23 protein-coding genes are annotated in these 24,454 nt (G+C 69.8%); 21 read left to right on the top strand and 2 right to left on the bottom strand.

What is annotated here, in order from left to right:
- Positions 1-684: 684 nt before the first annotated feature.
- From AQJ54_RS27195 to AQJ54_RS27185, 3 genes are all read left to right on the top strand, one after another.
- The gene (locus tag AQJ54_RS27195) at positions 685-2,355 is read left to right on the top strand and encodes a site-2 protease family protein (protein ID WP_062241670.1); all 1,671 of its coding nucleotides are present in this window, start codon (positions 685-687) and stop codon (positions 2,353-2,355) included.
- A 38-nt stretch (positions 2,356-2,393) separates the two neighbouring features.
- Entirely contained in the window at positions 2,394-3,296 is a 903-nt protein-coding gene (locus tag AQJ54_RS27190; RefSeq protein ID WP_020141345.1) for a tRNA (adenine-N1)-methyltransferase, read from the top strand.
- Positions 3,297-3,510: 214 nt separating this feature from the next.
- The gene (locus AQJ54_RS27185; protein WP_062241668.1) at positions 3,511-4,089 is read left to right on the top strand and encodes a hypothetical protein; all 579 of its coding nucleotides are present in this window, start codon (positions 3,511-3,513) and stop codon (positions 4,087-4,089) included.
- Between the two features lie 57 nt (positions 4,090-4,146).
- Here AQJ54_RS27185 and AQJ54_RS27180 read toward each other — a convergent pair whose 3' ends face one another.
- Positions 4,147-4,452 (bottom strand): ferredoxin, encoded by a 306-nt coding sequence (locus AQJ54_RS27180; protein ID WP_062241666.1) that lies wholly within the window; start codon positions 4,450-4,452, stop codon positions 4,147-4,149.
- Positions 4,453-4,696: 244 nt separating this feature from the next.
- Here AQJ54_RS27180 and arc point away from each other — a divergent pair, with 244 nt between their 5' ends.
- From arc to prcA, 6 genes are all read left to right on the top strand, one after another.
- Positions 4,697-6,463 carry a proteasome ATPase gene (arc, locus tag AQJ54_RS27175; RefSeq protein ID WP_030324355.1) on the top strand — a complete coding sequence of 589 codons (1,767 nt, stop codon included), beginning with the start codon at positions 4,697-4,699 and terminating at the stop codon, positions 6,461-6,463.
- A gap of 245 nt (positions 6,464-6,708) precedes the next feature.
- Entirely contained in the window at positions 6,709-8,220 is a 1,512-nt protein-coding gene (dop, locus tag AQJ54_RS27170; protein WP_174856997.1) for a depupylase/deamidase Dop, read from the top strand.
- Between the two features lie 155 nt (positions 8,221-8,375).
- A complete protein-coding gene (locus tag AQJ54_RS27165; RefSeq protein WP_020141350.1) occupies positions 8,376-8,594 on the top strand; it encodes a ubiquitin-like protein Pup in 219 nt (72 codons plus the stop codon).
- A 48-nt stretch (positions 8,595-8,642) separates the two neighbouring features.
- Entirely contained in the window at positions 8,643-9,248 is a 606-nt protein-coding gene (locus tag AQJ54_RS43855; RefSeq protein WP_079070035.1) for an endonuclease VII domain-containing protein, read from the top strand.
- Positions 9,200-10,045 carry a proteasome subunit beta gene (gene prcB / locus AQJ54_RS27160; protein ID WP_062241664.1) on the top strand — a complete coding sequence of 282 codons (846 nt, stop codon included), beginning with the start codon at positions 9,200-9,202 and terminating at the stop codon, positions 10,043-10,045. The genes AQJ54_RS43855 and prcB overlap by 49 nt, the downstream gene beginning before the upstream one ends.
- A 60-nt stretch (positions 10,046-10,105) precedes the next feature.
- The gene (gene prcA / locus AQJ54_RS27155; RefSeq protein ID WP_062241662.1) at positions 10,106-10,861 is read left to right on the top strand and encodes a proteasome subunit alpha; all 756 of its coding nucleotides are present in this window, start codon (positions 10,106-10,108) and stop codon (positions 10,859-10,861) included.
- Between the two features lie 80 nt (positions 10,862-10,941).
- Here the strand turns inward: prcA and AQJ54_RS27150 are convergent, their stop codons facing one another.
- A complete protein-coding gene (locus tag AQJ54_RS27150; RefSeq protein WP_062241660.1) occupies positions 10,942-11,958 on the bottom strand; it encodes a LacI family DNA-binding transcriptional regulator in 1,017 nt (338 codons plus the stop codon).
- Positions 11,959-12,095: 137 nt separating this feature from the next.
- Between AQJ54_RS27150 and AQJ54_RS27145 the strand changes: the two genes are divergently transcribed.
- From AQJ54_RS27145 to AQJ54_RS27090, 12 genes are all read left to right on the top strand, one after another.
- The gene (locus AQJ54_RS27145; RefSeq protein WP_062241658.1) at positions 12,096-13,355 is read left to right on the top strand and encodes an MFS transporter; all 1,260 of its coding nucleotides are present in this window, start codon (positions 12,096-12,098) and stop codon (positions 13,353-13,355) included.
- A 9-nt stretch (positions 13,356-13,364) separates the two neighbouring features.
- The gene (pafA, locus tag AQJ54_RS27140; protein ID WP_020117715.1) at positions 13,365-14,726 is read left to right on the top strand and encodes a Pup--protein ligase; all 1,362 of its coding nucleotides are present in this window, start codon (positions 13,365-13,367) and stop codon (positions 14,724-14,726) included.
- Positions 14,727-14,853: 127 nt separating this feature from the next.
- Complete coding sequence (locus tag AQJ54_RS27135; RefSeq protein WP_062241657.1) at positions 14,854-15,858, top strand: FKBP-type peptidyl-prolyl cis-trans isomerase; 1,005 nt, start codon at positions 14,854-14,856, stop codon at positions 15,856-15,858.
- A gap of 86 nt (positions 15,859-15,944) precedes the next feature.
- A complete protein-coding gene (locus AQJ54_RS27130) occupies positions 15,945-16,316 on the top strand; it encodes an FKBP-type peptidyl-prolyl cis-trans isomerase (protein WP_062028544.1) in 372 nt (123 codons plus the stop codon).
- A gap of 187 nt (positions 16,317-16,503) precedes the next feature.
- Positions 16,504-17,457 (top strand): helix-turn-helix transcriptional regulator, encoded by a 954-nt coding sequence (locus AQJ54_RS27125; protein WP_020141357.1) that lies wholly within the window; start codon positions 16,504-16,506, stop codon positions 17,455-17,457.
- An 18-nt stretch (positions 17,458-17,475) separates the two neighbouring features.
- Positions 17,476-18,540, top strand: a complete 1,065-nt coding sequence (locus AQJ54_RS27120; protein ID WP_062241655.1) for a helix-turn-helix transcriptional regulator — start codon at positions 17,476-17,478, stop codon at positions 18,538-18,540.
- On the top strand, positions 18,537-18,827 hold the full coding sequence (locus tag AQJ54_RS27115) for a hypothetical protein (protein ID WP_028810250.1): 291 nt from the start codon (positions 18,537-18,539) through the stop codon (positions 18,825-18,827). The genes AQJ54_RS27120 and AQJ54_RS27115 overlap by 4 nt, the downstream gene beginning before the upstream one ends.
- 10 nt (positions 18,828-18,837) lie before the next feature.
- Positions 18,838-19,032, top strand: a complete 195-nt coding sequence (locus AQJ54_RS27110; protein WP_062028539.1) for a hypothetical protein — start codon at positions 18,838-18,840, stop codon at positions 19,030-19,032.
- A 258-nt stretch (positions 19,033-19,290) separates the two neighbouring features.
- Positions 19,291-19,578, top strand: coding sequence for a Sec-independent protein translocase subunit TatA (gene tatA, locus AQJ54_RS27105; protein WP_062028537.1), 288 nt, complete (start codon positions 19,291-19,293; stop codon positions 19,576-19,578).
- 48 nt (positions 19,579-19,626) lie between these two features.
- Entirely contained in the window at positions 19,627-20,577 is a 951-nt protein-coding gene (tatC, locus tag AQJ54_RS27100; protein ID WP_030324384.1) for a twin-arginine translocase subunit TatC, read from the top strand.
- Between the two features lie 31 nt (positions 20,578-20,608).
- Positions 20,609-21,499, top strand: a complete 891-nt coding sequence (locus AQJ54_RS27095) for a diacylglycerol kinase (protein ID WP_062241654.1) — start codon at positions 20,609-20,611, stop codon at positions 21,497-21,499.
- Positions 21,500-21,539: 40 nt separating this feature from the next.
- A complete protein-coding gene (locus tag AQJ54_RS27090) occupies positions 21,540-24,404 on the top strand; it encodes a DEAD/DEAH box helicase (protein WP_062028533.1) in 2,865 nt (954 codons plus the stop codon).
- The last annotated feature ends 50 nt before the right edge of the window (positions 24,405-24,454 follow it).

Here is a 24,454-nt window from a genome sequence, read left to right as displayed (position 1 = left end):
CTGCGGGCTCGGCCGACGCCGCGTCAGCCGCCACAGGCTCCGCCATGGCCGCGTCGGCTGCTCCCGGCTTGGTCGACACTGCGTGGGCCGCACCAGGCTCAGCCGTGGCCGCGTCGGCCGATTGGGGTTCCGCCGCTCCCGGATCGGGCGTTCCCGGATCGGCCGCTTCTGGTCCCTGGCTCGCGCCGCGGTCGGCCGCGTCGGGGGCCTCGACTGCTGCGGGGTCGGCCGCGAGCGCGTCGGCCACTGCGGGCTCGGCCGACGCCGCGTCGCCCGCTACAGGCTCAGCCGTGGCCGCCGCGGCCGATTCGGGCTTCGTTGCCCCCGGGTCGGCCGCTTCGGGCTCGGACGTGTGGCTCTCGGTCGCCCCGCGTCCGGTCGCGTCCGGGGGCTCGGCTGTCCGGGGCTGCCTCGCGACCGGTGGGGCCGCCGCCTCCGGGGGCTCGACCGGGGCTTCGGGCGCCGACTCGGCCACGCCCTCCGTGCTCGTCTCCATGACCACAGACCATACGGCCCGCCACTGACAGTGACCCAGCCGCGACCGTTACGGCTGCGACGCCTGAGGAAACACAGGGGGTGCCGGGGCGGAACGCGCCGCGACCGCCGCATACCATCGACCCGAGACCCTTCCGCACGGCAGGCGCGGAAGACGCTTCCGGAAGACGTTTCGAACGAGGGGACATCGTGGACGAGAGCGGCGGGAGCGGGCAGCCGCGATCCGGTACGGACGGGTCGGCCGAGCCCCACGCAGGGCCCCCGACCCGGGCCACCGACCCCACACCCCCCGACCCCCACGACAACGGGACCCGGCCGACGTCCGACCGACCCGCCGAGACCACCGACGCCGACGCCGCACCGGAGCCGGATGCGGAGGGGGACCCCGCCCAGGGCACCACGCCGCCCACCGAGGCAGGCGACACCAGCACCTCCGCACCCACCGGCGACGCCCCCGCCGTACGACCGGCCGAGCCCCCCGCCCCGGAAACCGCCGAGCCCACCGACCCCGCCGACGCCGCACCGCAAACCGCTCACCCCCACACGGCCCACGACCGGTTCCAGCCGCCCGCAGGCCCGGCCAAGCCCGAAGGCACCCCCGAACACGTCACCCCCGACCACGGGACCTCCGAACACGGCGCCCCCGACCACCACCGCACCCTCGCCCACTCCGGCACCACCCCCAAGAACCCCCCGCCGCAGTCCCCCCAGCCCCGCGGCGGCCTCCTGATGGGCCGGCCCTTCGGCGTGCCCGTCTACGTCGCCCCCAGCTGGTTCCTCGTCGCCGCGCTCATCACCTGGGTGTTCGGCGGCCAACTGGACCGCGTCCTGCCGGAACTCGGCGCCGCCCGCTACCTCGTCTCCCTCTTCTTCGCGGTCGCCTTCTACGCCTCCGTCCTGGTCCACGAACTGGCCCACACCGTCGCAGCCCTCCGCTTCAAGCTCCCCGTCCGCCGTATCCAGCTCCAGTTCTTCGGCGGCGTCTCCGAGATCGAGAAAGAGGCCGAGACCCCCGGCCGGGAGTTCGTGCTGGCCTTCGTCGGCCCGCTGCTCTCCCTGGTGCTCGCCGGCGTCTTCTACCTCGCGATGCAGCCCGTCGAACCCGGCACGGTCCCCGGGGTCCTGCTCGCCGGCCTGATGATCTCCAACCTCATCGTGGCCGCCTTCAACCTCCTGCCCGGCCTCCCCCTCGACGGCGGCCGCATGCTCCGCGCCGTCGTCTGGAAGATCACCGGCAAGCCCATGAGCGGCACCATCGCCGCCGCCTGGGTCGGCCGCGCCCTCGCCGTCTGCGTCCTCATCGGCCTCCCGCTGCTCACCCAGTCCGGCGCCCTCGGCTCCTCCGCCGAGGACAACGTCGGCATGGACACCGTGATGGACGCCCTGCTCGCCGCGATCCTCGCCGCCATCATCTGGACCGGCGCCGGCAACAGCCTCCGCATGGCACGCCTGCGCGAACACCTCCCCGAACTGCGCGCCCGCACCCTCACCCGCCGCGCGGTCCCCGTCGAGACCGACACCCCCCTGTCCGAGGCCCTGCGCCGCGCCAACGACGCCGGCGCCCGCGCCCTGGTCGTCGTCGACACCGAAGGCACCCCGCTCTCCCTCGTCCGCGAGGCCGCCATCGTCGGCGTACCGGAACACCGCCGCCCCTGGGTCGCCGTCAGCGGCCTCGCCCAGGACCTCACCGACGGCATGCGCGTCTCCGCCGAACTCGCCGGCGAGGACCTCCTGGACGCCCTGCGCGCGACCCCCGCGACCGAGTACCTGGTCGTCGAGGAGACCGGCGAGATCTACGGCGTCCTCTCCGCGGCCGACGTGGAGCGCGCGTTCGTGAAGGCCATGGCCAGGCCCTCCTAGTGGTCGGCGGCCCCTCCCGGGACCGGTAGGCTGTTCACATGTCCGAACCGACCGGTGCCGCCCGCAGGCGCGGGCCCTTCAAGGTCGGGGACCAGGTTCAGCTGACCGACCCCAAGGGCCGCCACTACACGTTCACGCTCGAAGAGGGAAAGAACTTCCACACCCACAAGGGTTCCTTCCCGCACGACGAGCTGATCGGCGCACCCGAGGGCAGCGTTGTCCGCACCACCGGTAACGTCGCCTACCTCGCGCTGCGCCCCCTGCTCCCCGACTACGTCCTGTCCATGCCCCGCGGCGCCGCCGTGGTCTACCCCAAGGACGCGGGGCAGATCCTCGCCTTCGCCGACATCTTCACCGGCGCCCGCGTCGTCGAGGCAGGCGTCGGCTCCGGCTCGCTGAGCAGCTTCCTGCTGCGCGCCATCGGCGACCAGGGCATGCTGCACAGCTACGAGCGCCGCGAGGACTTCGCCGACATCGCCCGGCAGAACGTGGAGCGCTACTTCGGCGGCCCGCACCCCGCCTGGCAGCTCACCGTCGGCGACCTCCAGGACAACCTGTCCGACACCGACGTCGACCGCGTCATCCTCGACATGCTCGCCCCCTGGGAGTGCCTGGAGGCCGTCTCCAAGGCGCTCGTCCCCGGCGGCATCCTGTGCTGCTACGTCGCCACCACCACCCAGCTCGCCCGGACCGTGGAGTCCATCCGCGAGATCGGCTCCTTCAACGAGCCGACCGCCTGGGAGACGATGATCCGCAACTGGCACATCGAGGGCCTGGCCGTCCGCCCCGACCACCGGATGATCGGCCACACCGGCTTCCTGCTCACCGCCCGCCGCCTCGCCGACGGCGTCGAGCCCCCCATGCGCCGCCGCCGCCCCGCCAAGGGCGCCTACGGCGAGGACTACGCCGGCCCCAACGCCGACGGAGGCTCCGGCCGCTAGGGCGGCCCCGTGCCGCAGTCAACGTACGGGCGCCGGGGTGGAGTTCCCGCAGACCAGGGGAACTCCACCCCGGCGCCCTCATGTTGAACGAGCGACACGAGCAGGCGCGGCGCAACCCGCACAAGTACCCACCCCGCCGTTCCCCAGATCTGTGACGTGTGGCACCATGCTGGCCACCCCCCCACCGGCACAGCCCTCACAGGAGACGCTCCTAGTGCAGCAATCCGCCGTCCCGGAACTGGCACACACGCACACCCGTCCGATCCACTGGGTCGCCACCGCCACCGCCGTGGCAGCCGTCGTGGCCTTCTCCTCGGTCCTGCAGCCCAACCCCGCGACGGCGGCACAGGCGGCCGGCCCCGAAGCCAGACCCGCCCCGGTGGTCACCACCGCACCCGACCCCACCCACGTGCACTTCCCGATCGACTGCGGCCCGGTCAAGGCGAAGGTGCAAAAACGCGTCTCCGGAGACCTCGACGGCGACGGACGGCCGGAAACCGCCGTAGTGGTGCACTGCGACGCCCCCATGGGCACCCCGCCCGACGCCGTCTACGTCATCACACGCGCGAAGGACAGCGGCGAACCCCGAGTCGTCGCCACCCTGCTGAGCCCGAAGAGCCGCAACACCGTCACCGACTTCACGGTGAGCGACGAAGCGGTCGAAGCGACCCTGCTCGGCTATTCCACGTCGGACGTACCCAGTTGCTGCCCGGACGTCACGGACAAGGCGAAATGGCAGTGGAAGGACGGCGCGTTCGTCCGCTCGACCCCGGCGGGCACACACACCGTCTGACCGAAGCGATCACACTTGTGAGAAATCAGACAACCCTCACGCGGAGTACCCGAGCGGTCACTCCGCGTCCGGACCGTAGACCTCGACGCTGTCCGAAACGCGCCGTACATGAATGCACTCACCCGGACACTCCTTCGCGGAGTCGACCACATCGGTGAGAAGCGGCAGCGGAACGGGCGTTGTGGCGCCCTTATCCTGCAACAGCTCGTCGTCCGAGCCCTTCACATAGGCCAGACCGTCGATGTCCAGCTCGAACACCTCCGGCGCGTACTGCACACAGATGCCGTCACCCGTACACAGGTCCTGATCGATCCAGACCTCCAGGGTCTCGCCACCGGCCCCGGCCTCCTGCTGCACGCCCATGTCTCCTGCCGTTTACGAGTCGAGCGGAACGGGAATCCGGCCAGCTCTGACGGGTGTTGAACGCTTCGACACTACCTCGGGCTGGGTTCCCGGCACGTTCGCTGGGTATTCCCCTGGCGTGAGGGAGAGCGCAAGGGTGAAGATCGGACACACCCCGACCGTCTTTGTGATCTAGGGGTTTCAATCGACACCCGCCCAGGTAGGGTCTGGAAGCGTCCAGCTCCCCTTGGAGGAGGTGAGGACCGTGGCAGCCCACGACGACGACATGAACCGCGGCATCCGCCCGGGACGAGGGTCCGACGACCCGTCCGGGCAGATTGCCTACCTTGAGCAGGAGATCGCCGTCCTGCGGCGCAAGCTCGCCGACTCTCCGCGACACACGAGGATTCTCGAAGAGCGGATCGTCGAGCTGCAGACCAACCTGGCCGGCGTATCCGCACAGAACGAACGACTCGCCAACACGCTCCGTGAGGCCCGCGACCAGATCGTGGCCCTCAAGGAGGAGGTCGACCGGCTCGCACAGCCGCCGGCCGGCTTCGGCGTCTTCCTCGAAGCGAACGAGGACGGCACCGCCGACATCTTCACCGGCGGCCGCAAACTGCGGGTGAACGTCAGCCCCAGCGTCGAACTCGAAGAGCTCCGGCGCGGCCAGGAAGTGATGCTCAACGAGGCTCTCAACGTGGTCGAGGCCATGCAGTTCGAGAGTGTCGGCGACATCGTCACCCTCAAGGAGATCCTCGAGGACGGCGAGCGCGCCCTGGTGCAGGGGCACACCGACGAAGAGCGCGTGGTACGGCTCGCCGAACCACTCCTCGACGTCACCATCCGCCCCGGCGACGCCCTGCTGCTCGAACCGCGCTCCGGCTACGTCTACGAGGTCGTCCCCAAGAGCGAGGTCGAGGAACTCGTCCTCGAAGAGGTCCCCGACATCGGCTACGAGCAGATCGGCGGACTCGGCGGCCAGATCGAGGCCATCCGCGACGCGGTCGAGCTGCCGTACCTCTACCCGGACCTGTTCAAGGAGCACGAACTGCGCCCGCCCAAGGGCGTCCTGCTCTACGGGCCCCCCGGATGCGGAAAGACGCTCATCGCCAAGGCCGTCGCCAACTCGCTGGCCAAGAAGGTCGCCGAAGTCACCGGCCAGGCCCAGGGCAAGAGCTTCTTCCTCAACATCAAGGGCCCCGAGCTCCTCAACAAGTACGTCGGCGAGACCGAGCGGCAGATCCGCCTCGTCTTCCAGCGTGCCCGCGAGAAGGCCAGCGAGGGCACCCCCGTCATCGTCTTCTTCGACGAGATGGAATCCCTCTTCCGCACCCGCGGCTCCGGCGTCAGCTCGGACGTGGAGAACACCATCGTCCCGCAGCTCCTCGCCGAGATCGACGGCGTCGAAGGCCTCCAGAACGTGGTCGTCATCGGTGCCTCCAACCGCGAGGACATGATCGACCCCGCCATCCTGCGCCCCGGCCGACTCGACGTGAAGATCAAGATCGAGCGTCCCGACGCCGAGGCCGCCAAGGACATCTTCGGCAAGTACCTCACCGAGCGCCTCCCCCTGCACGCCGACGACCTCGGCGAGCACAGCGGCAGCAAGGCCACCACCGTCGCCAGCATGATCCAGACGGCCGTGGAACACATGTACGCCGAATCCGAGGAAAACCGCTTCCTGGAAGTCACCTACGCCAACGGAGACAAGGAAGTCCTCTACTTCAAGGACTTCAACTCCGGCGCCATGATCGAGAACATCGTCGGCCGCGCCAAGAAAATGGCGATCAAGGACTTCCTCGACCACAACCAGAAGGGCCTCCGCGTCTCCCACCTCCTCCAGGCCTGCGTGGACGAGTTCAAGGAGAACGAGGACCTGCCCAACACCACCAACCCGGACGACTGGGCCCGCATCTCCGGAAAGAAGGGCGAACGGATCGTCTACATCCGTACCCTCATCACCGGAAAGCAGGGCGCCGACACCGGACGCTCCATCGACACGGTGGCGAACACCGGTCAGTACCTGTAAACACAGGGCGGCTGCGGGTGCCCTCGACGGGGTACCCGCAGCCGACTGTTTTTCAGGCAACTAACCGGACCAAAGGCGAGCAAGGCAATGACGCAAATGATCTCCCCACCAGCGCAGAGCCGTTCTAGGCTCTTCGGTACCGCCGAGTCGCGCAGTGCGGGGACGGGCACCGCACACGCACCGGAGCGCCAGCGGTACTTGAGCGCCGCCCCCGACCGAGGGCGCCGCCGGGCAAGGAGGGCCGCATGACCGTACGGCGAGTAATGGGCATCGAGACGGAGTACGGGATCTCCGTCCCCGGCCACCCCAACGCCAATGCCATGCTCACCTCATCCCAGATCGTCAACGCCTACGCGGCGGCGATGCACCGGGCCCGCCGGGCCCGCTGGGACTTCGAGGAGGAAAACCCGCTGCGAGACGCACGGGGCTTCGACCTCGCCCGCGAGGCCGCAGACTCCAGCCAGCTCACCGACGAGGACATCGGCCTCGCCAACGTCATCCTCACCAACGGTGCGCGCCTCTACGTCGACCACGCACACCCCGAATACAGCTCCCCCGAGGTCACCAACCCCCGCGACGCCGTCCTCTGGGACAAGGCCGGCGAACGCATCATGGCCGAGGCCGCCGAACGCGCCGCAGCGCTCCCCGGCGCCCAGCCCATCCACCTCTACAAGAACAACACCGACAACAAGGGCGCCTCCTACGGCACGCACGAGAACTACCTGATGAAGCGGGAAACCCCCTTCTCCGACATCGTGCGCCACCTCACGCCCTTCTTCGTCTCCCGCCAGGTCGTCACCGGCGCCGGCCGCGTCGGCATCGGCCAGGACGGCCACGAACACGGCTTCCAGCTCAGCCAGCGCGCGGACTACTTCGAAGTCGAGGTCGGCCTCGAGACCACCCTCAAGCGCCCCATCATCAACACCCGCGACGAACCCCACGCCGACGCCGAGAAGTACCGCCGCCTCCACGTGATCATCGGCGACGCCAACCTCTCCGAGATCTCCACCTACCTCAAGCTCGGCACCACGGCCCTGGTCCTGTCCATGATCGAGGACGGCTTCATCGCCGTCGACCTCGCCGTCGACCAGCCCGTCCGCACCCTCCACCAGGTCTCCCACGACCCGACACTCCAACGCCTGGTCACCCTGCGCAGCGGCCGCACACTCACCGCCGTCCAGCTCCAGATGGAGTACTACGAACTGGCCCGCAAGTACGTCGAGGAGCGCTACGGCGCCGACGCCGACGACCAGACCAAGGACGTCCTCACCCGCTGGGAGGACACCCTCAACCGACTCGAGAACGACCCCATGAGCCTCGCCGGCGAGCTCGACTGGGTCGCCAAGCGGGAACTCATGGAGGGCTACCGGCGCCGTGACGGCCTCGACTGGGACGCCGCCAAGCTGCACCTCCTCGACCTCCAGTACGCCGACGTACGGGCCGACAAGGGCCTCTACAACCGTCTCGCGGCCCGCGGCCGCATGAAGCGCCTCCTCGACGAACAGGACGTCGAGACGGCCCGCACCAAGCCCCCGGAGGACACCCGCGCCTACTTCCGCGGCCGCTGCCTGGAGCAGTACGCCGACGACGTCGCCGCGGCCTCCTGGGACTCGGTCATCTTCGACCTCCCGGGCCGGGACTCGCTCCAGCGCGTCCCAACCCTCGAACCGCTTCGCGGAACGCGAAATCACGTCAAGGAGCTGCTGGACCGCTGCCGCACGGCAGAAGACCTGGTCAGGGTCCTGTCCGGCAGCTGAACAGGTCCATCGGCCGGGTGCTCCCGCAGGGTGGAAAACCCGGCCAGAGGGAATCATCGAGATGGCCCCCGTACGTTGTAGGAACTGCGGGGCCGATGTCAGTCCCTGCAAGTAGGGTCTGATCAAGAACGTCGAACCGAGCGGGGTGAGGGGTTATGGCGACCAAGGACACCGGCGGCGGACAGCAGAAGGCCACGCGCAACACCGAGGAGGTCGAGGAGCAGACCGCGGAGGCGCAGGGCTCCGAAGACCTCAAGGAACGCCACGAGAAGCTGAGCGACGACGTGGACTCCGTCCTGGACGAGATCGACGACGTACTCGAGGAAAATGCCGAGGATTTCGTGCGGTCCTTCGTGCAAAAAGGCGGCGAGTAAAGGTCGATTGGCTACTTTGCCTTCGATGTGAAGGTGCGGGGGATCCGGGTGGCCGAGGAGCCGAGTACCAAGGAATGCCGCAAATGCCGGCGGGATCTGTCTCTCGCGGCTTTCGCGCGTGACAAGAACCGTCGTGACGGTCTCCAGGTGCACTGCCGGGAGTGCGTGGCGGAGTACAGCGCCGCGCACTACCGGCGGCGCCGGGAGGCCATGGGTAAGTCGGTACGGGAGCACGTGGATGTCCCGGACGGATACAAGCTTTGCCGCACATGCGGCGAGATCAAGCCGCACAGCGAGTGGCATCGAAACGCCACGGCCTCAGACGGCCTGTCGACGCGCTGCAAGGCTTGTCGGGCAATCCAGGGGCGGCAAGACCATCTGAAGCGTCAGTACGGCATCACCGAAGCCGAGCGCGACGAGTTGGTCGCCTCTCAAGGGGGCGTCTGCTGCATATGTTTGGCGGCTGTGCCGGAGCATGTGGATCACTGCCACAAGACGGGTAGGGTCCGAGGCGTACTGTGCTTCAGCTGCAATGCCGCACTGGGGCAGTTCAAGGATCGGCCCGATGCCATAAGGCGGGCTGCTGCTTACGTGGAAGGAATCGCGTGGAAGCCAACACTCGTAGCACCGGGCGTCTACCAGCTGCCTTCCTGACGCCTGGGTCGTCGTCCTTCATGGACTTCCTGTCCGAGCATCAGCCGGAGATGCTGCCGGGGAACCGGCAACTGCCGCCCACGCAGGGCGTGATCGAGGCGCCGCACGGGACGACCATCGTCGCGGTCACCTTCCCCGGAGGGGTCGTGCTGGCCGGTGACCGTCGCGCCACGATGGGCAATGTCATCGCCCAGCGGGACATCGAGAAGGTGTTCCCGGCCGACGAGTACTCGGCCGTCGGGATCGCCGGCACCGCCGGTCTCGCCGTGGAGATGGTGAAGCTGTTCCAGCTGGAGCTGGAGCACTTCGAGAAGGTCGAGGGCGCCCAACTGTCGCTGGAGGGCAAGGCGAACCGGCTGTCCACCATGATCCGGTCGAACCTCGGCATGGCGATGCAGGGTCTGGCCGTGGTGCCGCTGTTCGCGGGGTACGACGTGGACCGGGACAAGGGGCGGATCTTCTCGTACGACGTCACGGGCGGCCGGAGCGAGGAGCACAACTACGCGGCCACCGGTTCGGGCTCGATCTTCGCGCGGGGTGCGATGAAGAAGCTCTTCCGTGACGACCTGACCGAGGAGCAGGCGACCACGCTCGTGGTGCAGGCCCTGTACGACGCGGCTGACGACGACTCGGCGACCGGTGGTCCCGATGTCGCCCGCCGGATCTACCCGATCGTCACCGTGATCACCGAGGACGGCTTCCGCCGGCTGACCGACGAGGAGTCCTCCGAGATCGCCCGTTCGATTCTCGAGCGGCGGCTGGAGCAGCCGGACGGCCCGCGGGCCGCGCTGCTGTAGCGGGCTCTGGTCTTGTTCGAGGTGATCGCAGTGACTTCCACAGAAAGGGACGGATAACCGGTGTCGACGCCGTTCTATGTTTCTCCCCAGCAGGCGATGGCCGACCGGGCCGAGTACGCCCGCAAGGGCATCGCCCGTGGTCGCAGCCTTGCCGTGCTGCAGTATGCCGATGGCATCGTGTTCGTCGGTGAGAATCCGTCCCGCGCGCTGCACAAGTTCAGCGAGATCTACGACCGGATCGGCTTCGCGGCCGCCGGGAAGTACAACGAGTACGAGAACCTGCGGATCGGCGGCGTCCGGTATGCCGATCTCCGTGGGTACACCTATGACCGCAACGACGTGACCGCGCGGGGTCTGGCGAACGTCTACGCGCAGACCTTGGGCACGATCTTCTCCTCGGGTGCTGAGAAGCCGTACGAGGTGGAGCTGGTGGTGGCGGAGGTCGGTGAGACGCCGGACGGCGACCAGATCTACCGGTTGCCGCACGACGGGTCGATCGTGGACGAGCACGGTTCGGTCGCGGTGGGTGGCAATGCCGAGCAGATCGGCAGCTATCTGGACCAGCGGCATCAGGACGGGATGAGTCTCGCGGAGGCGTTGAAGCTGGCCGTGCAGGCGCTGTCCCGTGACACCAACGGCACCGAGCGGGAGATTCCCGCGGAGCGTCTTGAGGTGGCGGTGCTGGACCGGACGCGTCCGCAGCAGCGGAAGTTCAAGCGGATCGTGGGTCGTCAGCTGTCCCGGCTGCTGGAGGTCGACGGGGCGTCGACCGAGGCGGAGAGTGCCGAGGAGGCGGAGGGTTCCGAGGAGGAGTAGTCGCTCCGGTTCCGTCCGGCGTTCGCTGACGTTCGCCCTTTCTGTGCCCCGGCCGTTCACTCGGCCGGGGCACAGGGCGTTCAGGGGGCGCTGGGCGGGGCTGTGGAGCCTCGTACGACCAGTTCGACGGGGATGTCTCCCGCGTCGGGTGTGCGGCCCTCCAGGACGGCCAGGAGGGCGCGCATGCCGTGTTCGCCGAAGAGTTCGGCGTCCAGTCGCACGGTGGTGAGCTCGGGGTCGATGGCGGTGGCGAGGGCGAGGTCGTCGAGGCCGGTGACGGAGATGTCGTGGGGGACGCGCAGGCCGAGTCGTCGTACGGCTTTGTAGGCGCCGGCGGCGAGTTTGTCGTCGTCGCAGATCAGGGCGGTGGGTCGGGGGCCGGGTGCGGCGAGGGCGGTTTCGGCGGCGGTGCGGGCGTCCTCGATGGTGATGGGTGCGTGGGCGGTGCGCAGGGAGGTGCCGGGGACGGCGGCGAGCTGTGCGGCGAGTTCGCGTGCGCGTACCTCGAAGGTCCAGGACGGGATGTCGGCGGCGAGGTGCAGGAAGCTGCGGTGGCCGAGGTGCAGGAGGTGGGCGGCAACCTGGCGGATGCCGTCGGCGATGTCGAGGTTGACGGTGGCGGCGCCGAGGTTGGCGGAGGGGTCGCTGTCGAGCATGACGAGGGGGAGCTGGTCGCCGCGGATGGCGGTGAGGGCGTCGGCGGCCATGGAGGAGGCGATGACGCCGTCGAGGGCGGCCTGGGCGGAGGCGAAGGGGTCGCGGGCGGGGCCGATGCCTTCGGGGGAGGGGTAGAGGACGACGCCGAAGCCGTGGTCGGCGGCGACGCGGGCGGCGCCGGTGTAGACGCCGGCGAAGAACTCCGTGGTGAGGGCGGGGACGACCAGCAGGACGGTGCGGGTGCGGCCGAGGCGGAGGTTGCGGGCGGCGAGGTTGGGGCGGTAGCCGAGGTCGCGGGCTGCTTCGCGGACGCGCTGGGCGGTGGCTTCGGAGACGCGGCCGCGCCATTTGTCGCCCAGGACGAGGGAGACGGCGGCCTGGGAGACTCCTGCCGCCTGGGCGACGTCACGGCTGGTGGGGCGCGTGCTGCTGGGTGCCACCGAGGGCGTGCTCCTTCTGCTGGTGCGGGCTTGTGGGCGTGGTGAGCGCCTTTGGCTCGCTCCGGTCGTCTGGACGTCCGAACAGCGCACATGGTACGTATGGGAGGGGACGTTATACGTATGACTTGGAGGCGGGGATGGCCGCGGGGTACCTGGAGATCCTCAGGGCGAGGCACGCGGCGCGCCTGCTGACGGGCACGCTGGTGGGCCGGCTGCCCAATGCGACCGCGGCGATCGCCATGGTGCTGTTCGTGCGCGCCGAGGGCGGCACCTACAGCCTGGCGGGCGGTCTCGCGGCGGTGTACGGCGTCGCCAACGCCGTGGGGCAGCCGGTCCTGGGCCGGCTGGTGGACCTGTACGGCCAGCCGCGCGTGCAGCTGCCGGCCGCCGTCCTGTCGGCGCTCGCGATGGCGGGCTTCGCGTTCTGCGGCATCGAGCCGCTGGCGCTCGCCTACGCGTGCGTGGCGGCCGCCGGGCTGTTCACGCCGCCTCTGGAGGGCGGTCTGCGGGCGCTGTGGCCCTCGGTGCTGCGCCGGGAGGAGCAGGTGCACCGGGCGTACGCGATGGACGCGGTGGCGCAGGAAGTGATGTTCACCGTGGGCCCGTTGCTGGTGACGCTGTGCGTGTCGTTGTGGTCGGAGCGGGCGGCCCTGCTGGTGCTGAACGCCGTGGGGGTGCTGGGCGCGCTCTCGGTGGCCGTGGCGCCGCCCGCGCGCGCGTGGCGGTCGGCGCCGCGTGAGGCGCACTGGCTGGGCGCCCTGCGCTCGCCGGGCCTGCTGGCGATGCTGGGTGCGTTCCTGTTCGTCGGGATCGCGCTGGGGTCCATCACGGTGGCCTCCGTGTCGTACGCCGACGGCCACGGCGGGGACGCGGTGTACGGCTGGCTGATGGCCGGGATCGGTCTGGGCGCGCTGGTGGGCGGGCTGGCGTACGGGGCGCGGCAGTGGGCCGGTGAGCCGGCGCGGCGACTCCAGGTGCTGGTGGGCTTCCTGGCGGTGTGTTACCTGCCGCTGACGCTGATGCCGGGCGCGGTGGCCATGACGCTGCTTGCGGTGCTCGCGGGGGTGTTCCTGGCGCCGGTCATCGCGTGTGCCTTCGTCCTGGTCGACCGGCACGCGCCGGTCGGGACGGTCACCGAGGCCTTCTCGTGGCTGGTGACGACGTTCACCGTGGGTGCCTCGGTCGGAACGGGCCTGGCGGGCCCGGTCGTCGAGCGGGGCGGGGCCCTGTGGGGGTTCGCGGTGCCGGGGGCCGCGGGGGGTGTGTCGCTGCTGGTTCTGCTGGTCACGGGGCGCGTCCTGTCAGCGCCCGTGGGGCGGGCGGTAGTTGCGTCGTCGTCGGAAAATGATCCAAACCGTGCTGCCGAACCCCGTTTCAGCTCGGGGGATCGGGCGTAATGTTCAGTCATGGACCGCCGCATTTTCGGGCTGGAGAACGAGTACGGCGTCACGTGTACGTTCAGGGGACAGCGGCGCCTGTCTCCCGACGAGGTGGCGCGGTACCTCTTCCGCCGTGTCGTGTCATGGGGCCGCAGCAGCAATGTCTTTCTGCGAAACGGCGCACGCCTCTATCTCGACGTGGGCTCACATCCGGAATACGCGACACCCGAATGTGACAACGTGACCGAGCTGGTCACCCACGACAAGGCCGGCGAGCGCATTCTCGAAGGACTCCTGGTGGACGCCGAACGACGCCTGCACGAGGAAGGAATCGCGGGCGACGTCTACCTCTTCAAGAACAACACCGACTCGGCCGGAAACTCCTACGGCTGCCACGAGAACTACCTCGTCGCACGCCATGGGGAGTTCTCCCGGCTCGCGGACATTCTCATTCCGTTCCTGGTCACCCGGCAGCTGCTGTGCGGCGCGGGCAAGGTGTTGCAGACCCCGCGGGGCGCGGTGTACTGCGTCAGCCAGCGGGCCGAGCACATCTGGGAGGGCGTCTCCTCGGCGACGACCCGTTCCCGGCCGATCATCAACACCCGCGACGAACCGCATGCCGACGCCGAGCGCTACCGCCGTCTGCATGTCATCGTGGGCGACTCGAACATGTCCGAGACGACCATGCTGCTCAAGGTCGGCGCGACCGACCTGGTGCTGCGCATGATCGAGGCGGGCACCGTGATGCGGGACCTGACCCTGGAGAACCCGATCCGGGCGATCCGCGAGGTCAGCCATGACATCACCGGCCGGCGCAAGGTGCGTCTGGCCAGCGGCCGGGAGGCCTCCGCGCTGGAGGTGCAGCGCGAGTACTACGAGAAGGCCGTGGACTTCGTGGAGCGGCGCGGGATCCGCACCGGCACCGTCGACCAGGTCCTGGAGCTGTGGGGCCGCACGCTGGACGCGATCGAGGCGGAGGACCTCGACCGGATCGGCACCGAGATCGACTGGGTCATGAAGTACAAGCTGATCGAGCGGTACCGGGCCAAGCACAACATGACCATGTCGCATCCGCGGGTCGCGCAGATAGACCTCGCTTATCACGACATTCACCGCCGTCGTGGTCTCTACTACCTTCTGGAGAGGAAGGGTCAAGCCGCCCGGATCTGCAACGACTTGAAGATCTTCGAGGGCAAGTCCGTTCCGCCGCAGACCACTCGGGCCCGGTTGCGCGGTGACTTCATTCGCAGGGCCCAGGAACAGCGCCGGGACTTCACCGTCGACTGGGTGCACCTGAAGCTCAACGACCAGGCGCAGCGCACGGTGTTGTGCAAGGACCCGTTCCGGTCGGTGGACGACCGGGTGGAGAAACTGATCGCCGGAATGTGAGCAGAGCGTTCCGCGTCACCGTCGGAACGCAACACGGGCGCCGTACGTTTCCCGTACGGCGCCCTTCGCACGCCGTAGAGTTGCGCGCACGCCATCAACAAGATCGACCGATTACGAGGCCCCCACCGTGCGCCGACGCTCACTCATCATTGCCGTTCCCGCAGGACTGGCCACTCTCGCCGCATGCGGTGACGACAAGTCCGACTCGAGCAAGGCGAGCGACAGCACGTCACCCTCGGCGTCGTCCTCGGCCTCGTCGGCGCCACCGCCGAAGATCGTCGACGGTCCGCTGCCGGCGATCACCGCGGGCGCGAAGTTCGGTGAGAAGCCGACGGTCGCCAAGGGCAGCGGTTCCCCGTCCGACCAGCTCGCGGTCAAGACGCTGATCACGGGCAACGGCACCACGGTCGCCGAGGGCGACTACATCCAGGCCCACTACCTGGGCCAGATCTACTCCACCGCGAAGATCTTCGACAACTCCTACGACCGCAAGACGCCGCTGGTCATCCAGCTCGCGCAGAGCAGCATCATCGACGGCTGGCGGTACGCCCTGCCGGGCAAGAAGGCCGGTAGCCGCGTCGAGTTCTCGGTGCCGCCCACCTGGGCGTACGGCAAGGAGGGCAACGCGCAGGCGGGCATCAAGGGCACCGACACGCTGGTGTTCGTGGTCGACATCCAGAACGCGTTCAACGGCAAGAGCTCCGCCAAGGGCAAGAACGTCCCGCAGACGGACTCCGCGCTGCCCAAGGTCGGCACCAACACCGACGGCAAGGCCCCTTCCATCGAGGTGCCCAAGAAGGCCGCGCCCACCAAGCTGGTGTCGGAGTACGTCATCGAGGGCGACGGCGACGAGGTCGCCGCGGACAGCACCCTGCTCGTGCAGTACAAGGGCGTGGTGTGGGACTCCGGCAAGGAGTTCGACTCGACGTACAGCCGGGGGCAGCTGGCCTCGTTCTCGCTCCAGCAGGTCGTCAAGGGCTGGGCGCAGGGCCTGACCGGCAAGAAGGTGGGCAGCCGGGTGCTCATCTCCATCCCGCCGAAGCTGGGCTACGGCGACAAGCCGCCGGCCGGCAGCGGTATCGAGAAGGACTCCACGCTGGTCTTCACCGTGGACATCCTGGCGAAGATGTGACGCTCGGGGGACATGCGCGCAGGTCCTTGGCGGGGATGTAAGACTGGTCCCTGTTGCCTTTCCGTGAACAAGCAGGAGCGAGTGACGTGAGCATCGACAAGCCCGAGATCGACTTCCCTGAGGGCGCGCCCCCGGCGGACCTGGAGATCAAGGACATCTGGGAGGGCGACGGCGAGGTTGCGAAGGCCGGCCAGACCGTCACCGTCCACTACGTGGGCGTCTCCTTCAGCACCGGCGAGGAGTTCGACGCCAGCTGGAACCGCGGTCAGCCCTTCCGTTTCCCGCTGGGCGGCGGCCGGGTCATCAAGGGCTGGGACCAGGGCGTGCAGGGCATGAAGGTCGGCGGCCGTCGTCAGCTGACCATTCCGGCCCACCTCGCCTACGGCAACCAGAGCCCCACCCCGGCGATCAAGCCCGGTGAGACCCTGATCTTCGTGGTCGACCTCATCGCCGTCTGATCGTCGTACCGCGGCATCAGAACAGTCGTAAAAGATCGCGTCGCGGTCGGATCGTCGTACGACATCCGACCGGATGCGATCGACCAGGGCCCATGCCTGTCCGTGCATGGGCCCTCGGCTTTTGCCTTGCTCCTTCGGGGCGGTACGGTCATCGTCCGTAAGCACCATAGGGAGGCGAAGGGCGTCGATGGCCATTGCCAAGGCCGAGCGGCTGATGAATCTGGCGCTGTGTCTGCTCGGGACGCGACGGCCGCTCAGCAAGCGGGAGCTCCGGGAGTCCATCGAGGCCTACCTGGAAGCCAATTCCGACGACTCCTTCAACCGGATGTTCGAGCGCGACAAGGACGATCTGCGCGAACTCGGCCTTGTGATCGAGACCGTTGAGAACCTCGACGGCGAAGTCGGCTATCTCGCCCGGCGGGACAGCAACCGGCTGCCGCCCATCACCCTCGACGCCGAGGAGGCCGCGGCCCTGGGGCTGGCCGCCAAGGTGTGGCAGCAGGCCCGCCTCGCGGGCGCGGCCAGCGGCGCGTTGCAGAAGCTGCGCGCGGCGGGGCTGCCCGAGGACGTCGACCCCTACGAGGCGCACGGCGCCCTGGAGCCGCGCATCCCGGTGCACGAGGCCTCCTTCGAGCCGCTGATGCTCGCCTGCCGCGACCGCCGCCCGGTCGTCTTCGACTACCGCAAGGCCACCGCCGCGCACCCCGAGCCCCGCCATGTCGAGCCGTGGGCCCTGGAGTGCTGGCGCGGCCACTGGTACCTGGCCGGCTTCGACCGCGACCGGGGTGCCGAGCGGGTGTTCCGGCTCTCCCGGATCACCGGCAAGGTCCGCTCGCGCGGGACGCGCTTCACCGCCCCGGTGCCCGACGTCGTCACCGTCCGCGAGACCGTGGCGGGCTGGGCGGGGGAGACCGCCGACCGCAGCGCGCTGATCCGGCTGCGCACGGGCGCCGGGTACCCCTTGCGGGCGAAGGCCACCGCGGTGCGGGAACTCGGCGACGGCTGGGACGAGTTGGAGATTCCGTACGGCCACGGCCTGGACGCCTGGCTGGTGGAGTTCGGCCCCGACGTGGTGGTCCTGGAGCCCGCCGAGCTGCGGGCCGACGTGGTGGACCGGCTGCGTGCCGTGGCCAAGGGCTGAGGGGGAGCGGAAGAGATCATGGCAGGCAAACCGGTCAGGCCGACGAACGCCATCGACCAGACCCGGCGGATGCTCTCCCTGGTGACCTATCTCAAGGAGCGCCCCGGGGCGCGGGTCGAGGACGTGGCCCGGGCCTTCGGGATCACCGAGGACGAACTGGTCTCCGACCTCGACGTGCTGCCCATGTGCGGCACCAGCTTCCGCGGCGGCGACCTGCTCGACATCGACACCGACGGCGAGCGGATCTGGTGGCACAACCCCGCCGCGCTGGGCGAGGAGACGGCCGAGCCGCTGCGGCTCGCCGCCGACGAGGCGACCGCGCTCCTGGTGGCCGCCCGCGCGGTCTCCACGCTGCCGGGCCTCAGGGAGAGCGACCGGCAGGCGCTGCTGCGGGCCACCGCCAAGGTGGAGACCGCGGCCGGGGAACAGGCGGGCGCGAGCTCCCGGCTGTCGGTGACCTTCGAGTCCGAGGGCGGCGTCTTCGCGGACGTCGACCGGGCCATCTCCGAGCGGCGCCGGCTGTGGATCCGCTACTACTCACCGGCCCGCGACGAGGTCACCGAACGCGAGATCGACCCGATCCGCCTGGTCAGCGTCGGTCACACCTATGTCGAGGCCTGGTGCCGGCGCTCCGAGGCGCGGCGCACCTTCCGGCTCGACCGGGTCGCCGAGATCAAGATCCTCGACGAGCCGTCGGCGCCCCCGGAGATCGAGCTCAGGGACCTGTCGGAGGGGCTCGTGCAGCCCGCTGCCGAGGACCCCGAGGTGGTCGTCGAGGTCGGTCCCGGCGGCCGCTGGGTCGCCGAGTACTACCCGCACGACAGTGCGGATGAGCTTTCCGACGGCGGGCTGCGTATTACCCTGCGCACCCCCGACCCGGCGTCGCTGCGGCGCCTGGCGCTCCGGCTCGGCCGCGACGGCCGCATCGTCTCGCCGCGCGATCTCGCCGACAGCGCGCGGGAGGCGGCCCGCGAGGCGCTGGCGGCCTACGACGGGGTCGAGGCGCACGGCGCCCACGGGGCGGGCGCGGGGCGCGAGGGGCGGGGCGACGGTCAGGACGACAGGCGGGAGCAGGGGCTTTGAGCGAGTCGGCGACGTCCGGTGCGGGGATGACGGTGGCGGCCGCCTTCGCGGGGATGAGAAGCGCTGCGCCCGTGACCTTCAAGGCCGGCTGCCCGGACTGCCGGGAGCGGTTCGAGCTGGCCGCGAGCGCCCTGCGCCTGGCCATCGGCGCCTCCAGCCGCACCACCTTCTACTCCTTCACCTGCCCCGAGTGCGGCGCCGCCGTCCGCAAGCCCGCCGGTGAACGGATCGTGGAGCTGCTGACCGGTGGCGGGGTGCGGACGCTGCGGCTGCACTCCACCCTCTAGGCTCGGTGCCATGTTCTGGCCGATGTTCGCGGTAGCCGCGGGTTTCACGGGTCTCGCCGTCCTGGGCGTGCTCGCCGTCCGGGTCTTCCTGGAGGCGCAGCGCCTTGCCCGCCAGGTCACGGAGTCCACGCGGCGCATCAACCGGGCCGCCGAGGACCTGGAACGGGCGGCGGTGAGCACGGCCCGGTCCGCGAACTCCCTGTGAGAGCGGCTGAGAGTCGGGTGTGAGTCGAGCGCCGGAAGCGTTTTGGGACACTTCGCCCTGTCACCGGGCCGGGGTCGGCAGGTACGCTGCTGGTCGCGGTCCGGATAACGAGGCTCGGTCGCGAACCGGGAGTACGCACAGGGATTGCCAGGCGTTCACCCCTGAGCGTTACGATCGCTGCCAGCACGACTGGTCGGACAGGTGTCCGACCGGTCGGACAGCACCCCACAAGCCGCCTCGGTGAGAAGGTAAAGACTTATGTTCGGAAGGCTCGGCGCCCCCGAGATCATTCTCATCCTCGTCGTCATCATCCTGCTGTTCGGCGCGAAGAAGCTTCCCGACATGGCGCGCTCGCTCGGCAAGTCCGCCCGCATCCTCAAGAGCGAGGCGAAGGCGATGAAGGAAGAGGGCAGCGGCGGCACGACCACCCCCGCCGGCCCGCCCAGCACCGACGAGCAGGCCTCTCAGCGCACCATCCAGGCTTCCCCGGGCGACGTGACCAGCTCGCGCCCGGTCACCGAGCCGACGGACACGACCAAGCGCTGACGCGGGGCCGGTGACCTCCGGCCCGCCTGCACGAGATGGGAACGTGGGTTGCTCAAGTCTGCCCGCAAAGAGGAGAAGGATCCCGAGGGGCGGATGCCTCTCGCGGATCACCTTCGTGAGCTCCGCAACCGGCTCGCGAAGGCGATGCTGGCCATCATCGTCGTCACGGTGATCGCCGCCTTCTTCTACAACGACATCATCAACTTGATCACCAGGCCGATCCTCGACGCGGTCGGCTGTGACAAGTCCTTCGCGGAACTGGCCAGGTCGACGAAGTCGACCAAGCCGTGCGCCGAGATCACCATCAACGGCCTCCTGACGCCCTTCACGCTCGCGCTGAAGGTGTCCCTGATGGCCGGTGTCGTCGCGGCATCGCCGGTCTGGCTCTACCAGCTGTGGGCCTTCGTCGCCCCCGGCCTGCACCGCCACGAGAAGAAGTACGCCTACGCGTTCGTCGGCACCGGTGCCCCGCTCTTCCTCGTCGGCGCCTACTTCGCCTACTCGGTCCTGCCGACCACGGCCCAGGTGCTGATCGGCTTCACCCCGGGCGGCACCTCCAACCTGCTGCCCCTGGACGACCTGCTCGACCTCGTCCTGCGCATGGTGCTGGTCTTCGGCCTCTCCTTCGAGCTGCCGCTGCTGCTGGTCTTCCTCAACCTCACCGGGCTGATCACCGGCAAGCGCATGCTCGGCTGGTGGCGCGGCATGATCATGGCCATCACCGTGTTCGCGGCCGTCGCCACGCCGAGCACCGACCCCCTGACGATGCTGGCGCTCGCCGCGCCGATCTGGGTGCTGTACTTCGGTGCGACCGTCTTCTCCCTGCTCAACGACCGCCGCAAGCGCCGCCGCGAGGCCGAGGGGCCCGCCGACGACGAGGCGTCCGAGCTGGACCTGACCCCCGAGGCCATAGGCGAGGTCGAGACCGTCTCCGCGAGCCGGGCGCTGCCCGAGCAGTCGGCCACGGACCGGGTCAACGGTTATGACGACGTGACCTGACGACCGGGGCCCAGCTCATAAGGTCACTTCCGTGACCTGCGAGATCACCCTCTTCGTCAACCCCACCGCGGGCCGCGGCCGGGGCGCCCGAGCGGCGCGGCCGGCCGCTTCCGCGTTGCGGGCGGCCGGCTTCTCGGTGCGGACCGTCCTCGGCGAGAACGCCCCCGACGCCCTCGCACGCGCGCGTGCCGCCGTGCGGGACGGCACCGGAGCCCTCATCGCCGTCGGCGGCGACGGCATGGCCCACCTCGCCCTCCAGGCCGTCGCCGGCACCCGCACCCCCTTCGGCCTGATCGCCGTCGGCACCGGCAACGACCTCGCCCGCACCCTCGGCCTGCCGGTGCGCGACCCCGCCGCCGCGGCCCGGCTGATCGCCGAGGCACTCAAGGACAGCCGCCTGAACGACATCGACCTCGGCCAGGTCGGCGACCACTGGTTCGGCACCGTCCTCGCCTCCGGCCTGGACTCCCGCGTCAACGACCGCGGCAACCGCATGAGATGGCCCCTCGGCCGCTTCAAGTACGACCTCGCCCTGCTCGCCGAACTCGCCGCCTTCCGGCCCCTCCCGTACCGGATCACGCTCGACGACGGCGAGGTGCGCGAGGTCGAGGCGACCCTGGTGGCCGTCGGCAACGGCTCCTCGTACGGCGGCGGCATGCGGATCTGCCCGGGCGCCGACCTCACCGACGGGCTCTTCGACGTCACGGTGGTCGGTGACTGCACCCGTACGACCCTGCTGCGGGTGTTCCCGCGCGTGTACCGCGGCACCCACGTCGAGCATCCCAAGGTCAGCGTCGTGCGGGCGGCCAAGGTCGAGATCGCCGCACCGGACGTGACCGGGTACGCGGACGGCGAACCGCTCGGGCCGCTGCCGCTCACCGCACGGTGCGTCCGCGCGGCCGTGTCCGTCATAGGTCCGTGAACTGCGTGAAGAGCAGGTTTCACGGGATCCGATCCGGATAATGATCGTCCTGTTGTCAGTGGGGCCCGGTACGCTCGAAAGCACGATGACAGAGGACCTCTCACCGGCCGAGCGGTACGCGGCAGCCCGCCTGCGGGCAGCCGAGCAGGCCACCGCGCTCGCGGGCTTCCGCGAGATGTACGACTTCGGTCTCGACCCCTTCCAGATCGAGGCCTGCAAGGCTCTCGAGGCCGGCAAGGGCGTGCTGGTGGCCGCCCCCACCGGCTCCGGCAAGACGATCGTCGGCGAGTTCGCCGTCCACCTCGCCCTGAAACAGGGCAAGAAGTGCTTCTACACCACCCCCATCAAGGCGCTGTCCAACCAGAAGTACGCGGACCTCAGCCGCCGTTACGGCGCCGACAAGGTCGGCCTGCTCACCGGCGACAACAGCGTCAACTCCGACGCCCCCGTGGTCGTGATGACCACCGAGGTGCTGCGGAACATGCTGTACGCGGGCTCGCAGACCCTCCTCGGTCTCGGCTACGTGGTCATGGACGAGGTGCACTACCTCTCCGACCGCTTCCGGGGCGCCGTGTGGGAAGAGGTGATCATCCACCTCCCCGAGTCGGTGACCCTGGTGTCGCTGTCGGCGACCGTGTCCAACGCCGAGGAGTTCGGCGACTGGCTCGACACCGTCCGCGGTGACACCCAGGTGATCGTCTCCGAGCACCGGCCCGTGCCGCTGTTCCAGCACGTCCTCGCCGGCCGCCGGATGTACGACCTGTTCGAGGAGGGCGAGGGCAGCAAGAAGGCCGTCAACCCCGACCTCGTCCGGCTGGCCCGGATGGAGGCCCAGCGGCCGTCGTACCAGGACCGCAGACGCGGCCGTGCCATGCGCGAGGCCGACCGGGAGCGCGAGCGCCGCCAGCGCTCCAGGGTGTGGACACCGAGCCGGCCCGAGGTCATCGAGCGGCTCGACGCCGAGGGCCTGCTGCCCGCCATCACCTTCATCTTCAGCCGCGCCGCCTGCGAGGCGGCCGTGCAGCAGTGCCTGTACGCCGGCCTGCGGCTGAACGACGACGAGGCGCGCGCGAAGGTGCGCGCGCTCGTCGAGGAGCGCACCGCGTCGATCCCCACCGAGGACCTCCACGTCCTCGGCTACTACGAATGGCTGGAGGGCCTGGAGCGCGGTATCGCGGCCCACCACGCGGGCATGCTGCCGACCTTCAAGGAGGTCGTCGAGGAACTGTTCGTCCGCGGACTGGTCAAGGCCGTGTTCGCGACCGAGACCCTCGCCCTGGGCATCAACATGCCCGCCCGGTCGGTGGTCCTGGAGAAGCTCGTCAAGTGGAACGGCGAGCAGCACGCCGACATCACGCCCGGCGAGTACACCCAGCTGACGGGACGTGCGGGGCGGCGCGGCATCGACGTCGAGGGCCACGCGGTGGTGCTGTGGCAGCGCGGCAGCAGCCCCGAGCACCTCGCGGGCCTGGCGGGCACGCGCACGTACCCGCTGCGGTCCAGCTTCAAGCCGTCGTACAACATGGCGGTCAACCTCGTGGAGCAGTTCGGGCGGCACCGCTCGCGTGAGCTCCTGGAGACCTCCTTCGCGCAGTTCCAGGCCGACAAGTCGGTCGTCGGGATCTCCCGGCAGGTGCAGCGCAACGAGGAGGGCCTGGACGGCTACAAGGCCTCCATGACCTGCCACCTCGGCGACTTCGAGGAGTACGCGCGGCTGCGGCGGGAGCTGAAGGACCGGGAGACCGAGCTGGCCCGGCAGGGAGCGAGCGAGCGGCGGGCCGAGGCGGCCGTGGCGCTGGAGAAGCTCAAGCCGGGTGACGTCATCCATGTGCCGACGGGCAAGTACGCCGGTCTCGCCCTGGTCCTCGACCCGGGGCTGCCCGCCGGGCGGTCCAACGGCCACCGCGGCTTCGAGCAGCACGACGGCCCGCGGCCGCTGGTGCTCACCGCCGAACGGCAGGTCAAGCGGCTCGCGTCGATGGACTTCCCGGTGCCCGTCGAGGCGTTGGAGCGGATGCGGATCCCGAAGACCTTCAACCCGCGCTCACCGCAGTCCCGTCGGGACCTCGCCTCCGCGCTGCGCAGCAAGGCCGGGCACATTCCACCGGAGCGGGCCCGCAAGAAGCGGTCCCAGGCCGCCGACGACCGCGAGATCGCCCGGCTGCGCACCGCGATCCGGGCCCACCCCTGCCACGGGTGCAACGACCGGGAGGACCACGCCCGTTGGGCCGAGCGCTACCACCGGCTGCTGCGGGACACCACCCAGCTGGAGCGGCGGATCGAGGGCCGCACCAACACCATCGCCCGCACCTTCGACCGGATCGTGGCCCTGCTGACCGAGCTGGACTACCTGCGCGCCGACGAGGTCACCGAGCACGGCAAGCGGCTGGCCCGGCTGTACGGCGAACTCGACCTGCTCGCCAGTGAGTGTCTGCGCGAAGGGGTCTGGGAGGGGCTCGGCCCCGCCGAACTCGCCGCGTGCGTCTCGGCGCTGGTGTACGAGTCGCGGGTCGGCGACGACGCGATGGCGCCCAAACTGCCGTCCGGGAAGGCCAAGGCCGCGCTCGGCGAGATGGTGCGGATCTGGGGGCGCCTCGACGCCCTGGAGGAGGACTTCCGCATCAACCAGACCGAGGGGGTCGGGCAGCGGGAGCCCGATCTCGGGTTCGCCTGGTCCGCGTACATGTGGGCTTCCGGGAAGGGGCTCGACGAGGTGCTGCGGGAGGCGGAGATGCCGGCCGGGGACTTCGTGCGGTGGTGCAAGCAGGTGATCGATGTGCTGGGGCAGATCTCGGCGGCGGCGCCTGTGTCCGGGGGCGAGGGGTCGTCCTCCGTCGCGAAGAATGCGCGCAAGGCTGTTGATCTGTTGCTGCGGGGGGTTGTGGCGTACTCGTCGGTGGGGTGACGGATCGGTGGGCGGGTGCGGGTTCGCTGTGGCTGGTCGCGCAGTTCCCC

This window comes from Streptomyces griseorubiginosus, assembly GCF_001514195.1.
GTDB classification, from domain to species: domain Bacteria; phylum Actinomycetota; class Actinomycetes; order Streptomycetales; family Streptomycetaceae; genus Streptomyces; species Streptomyces griseorubiginosus.
This window is presented reverse-complemented; position numbering and strand designations above follow the sequence as displayed.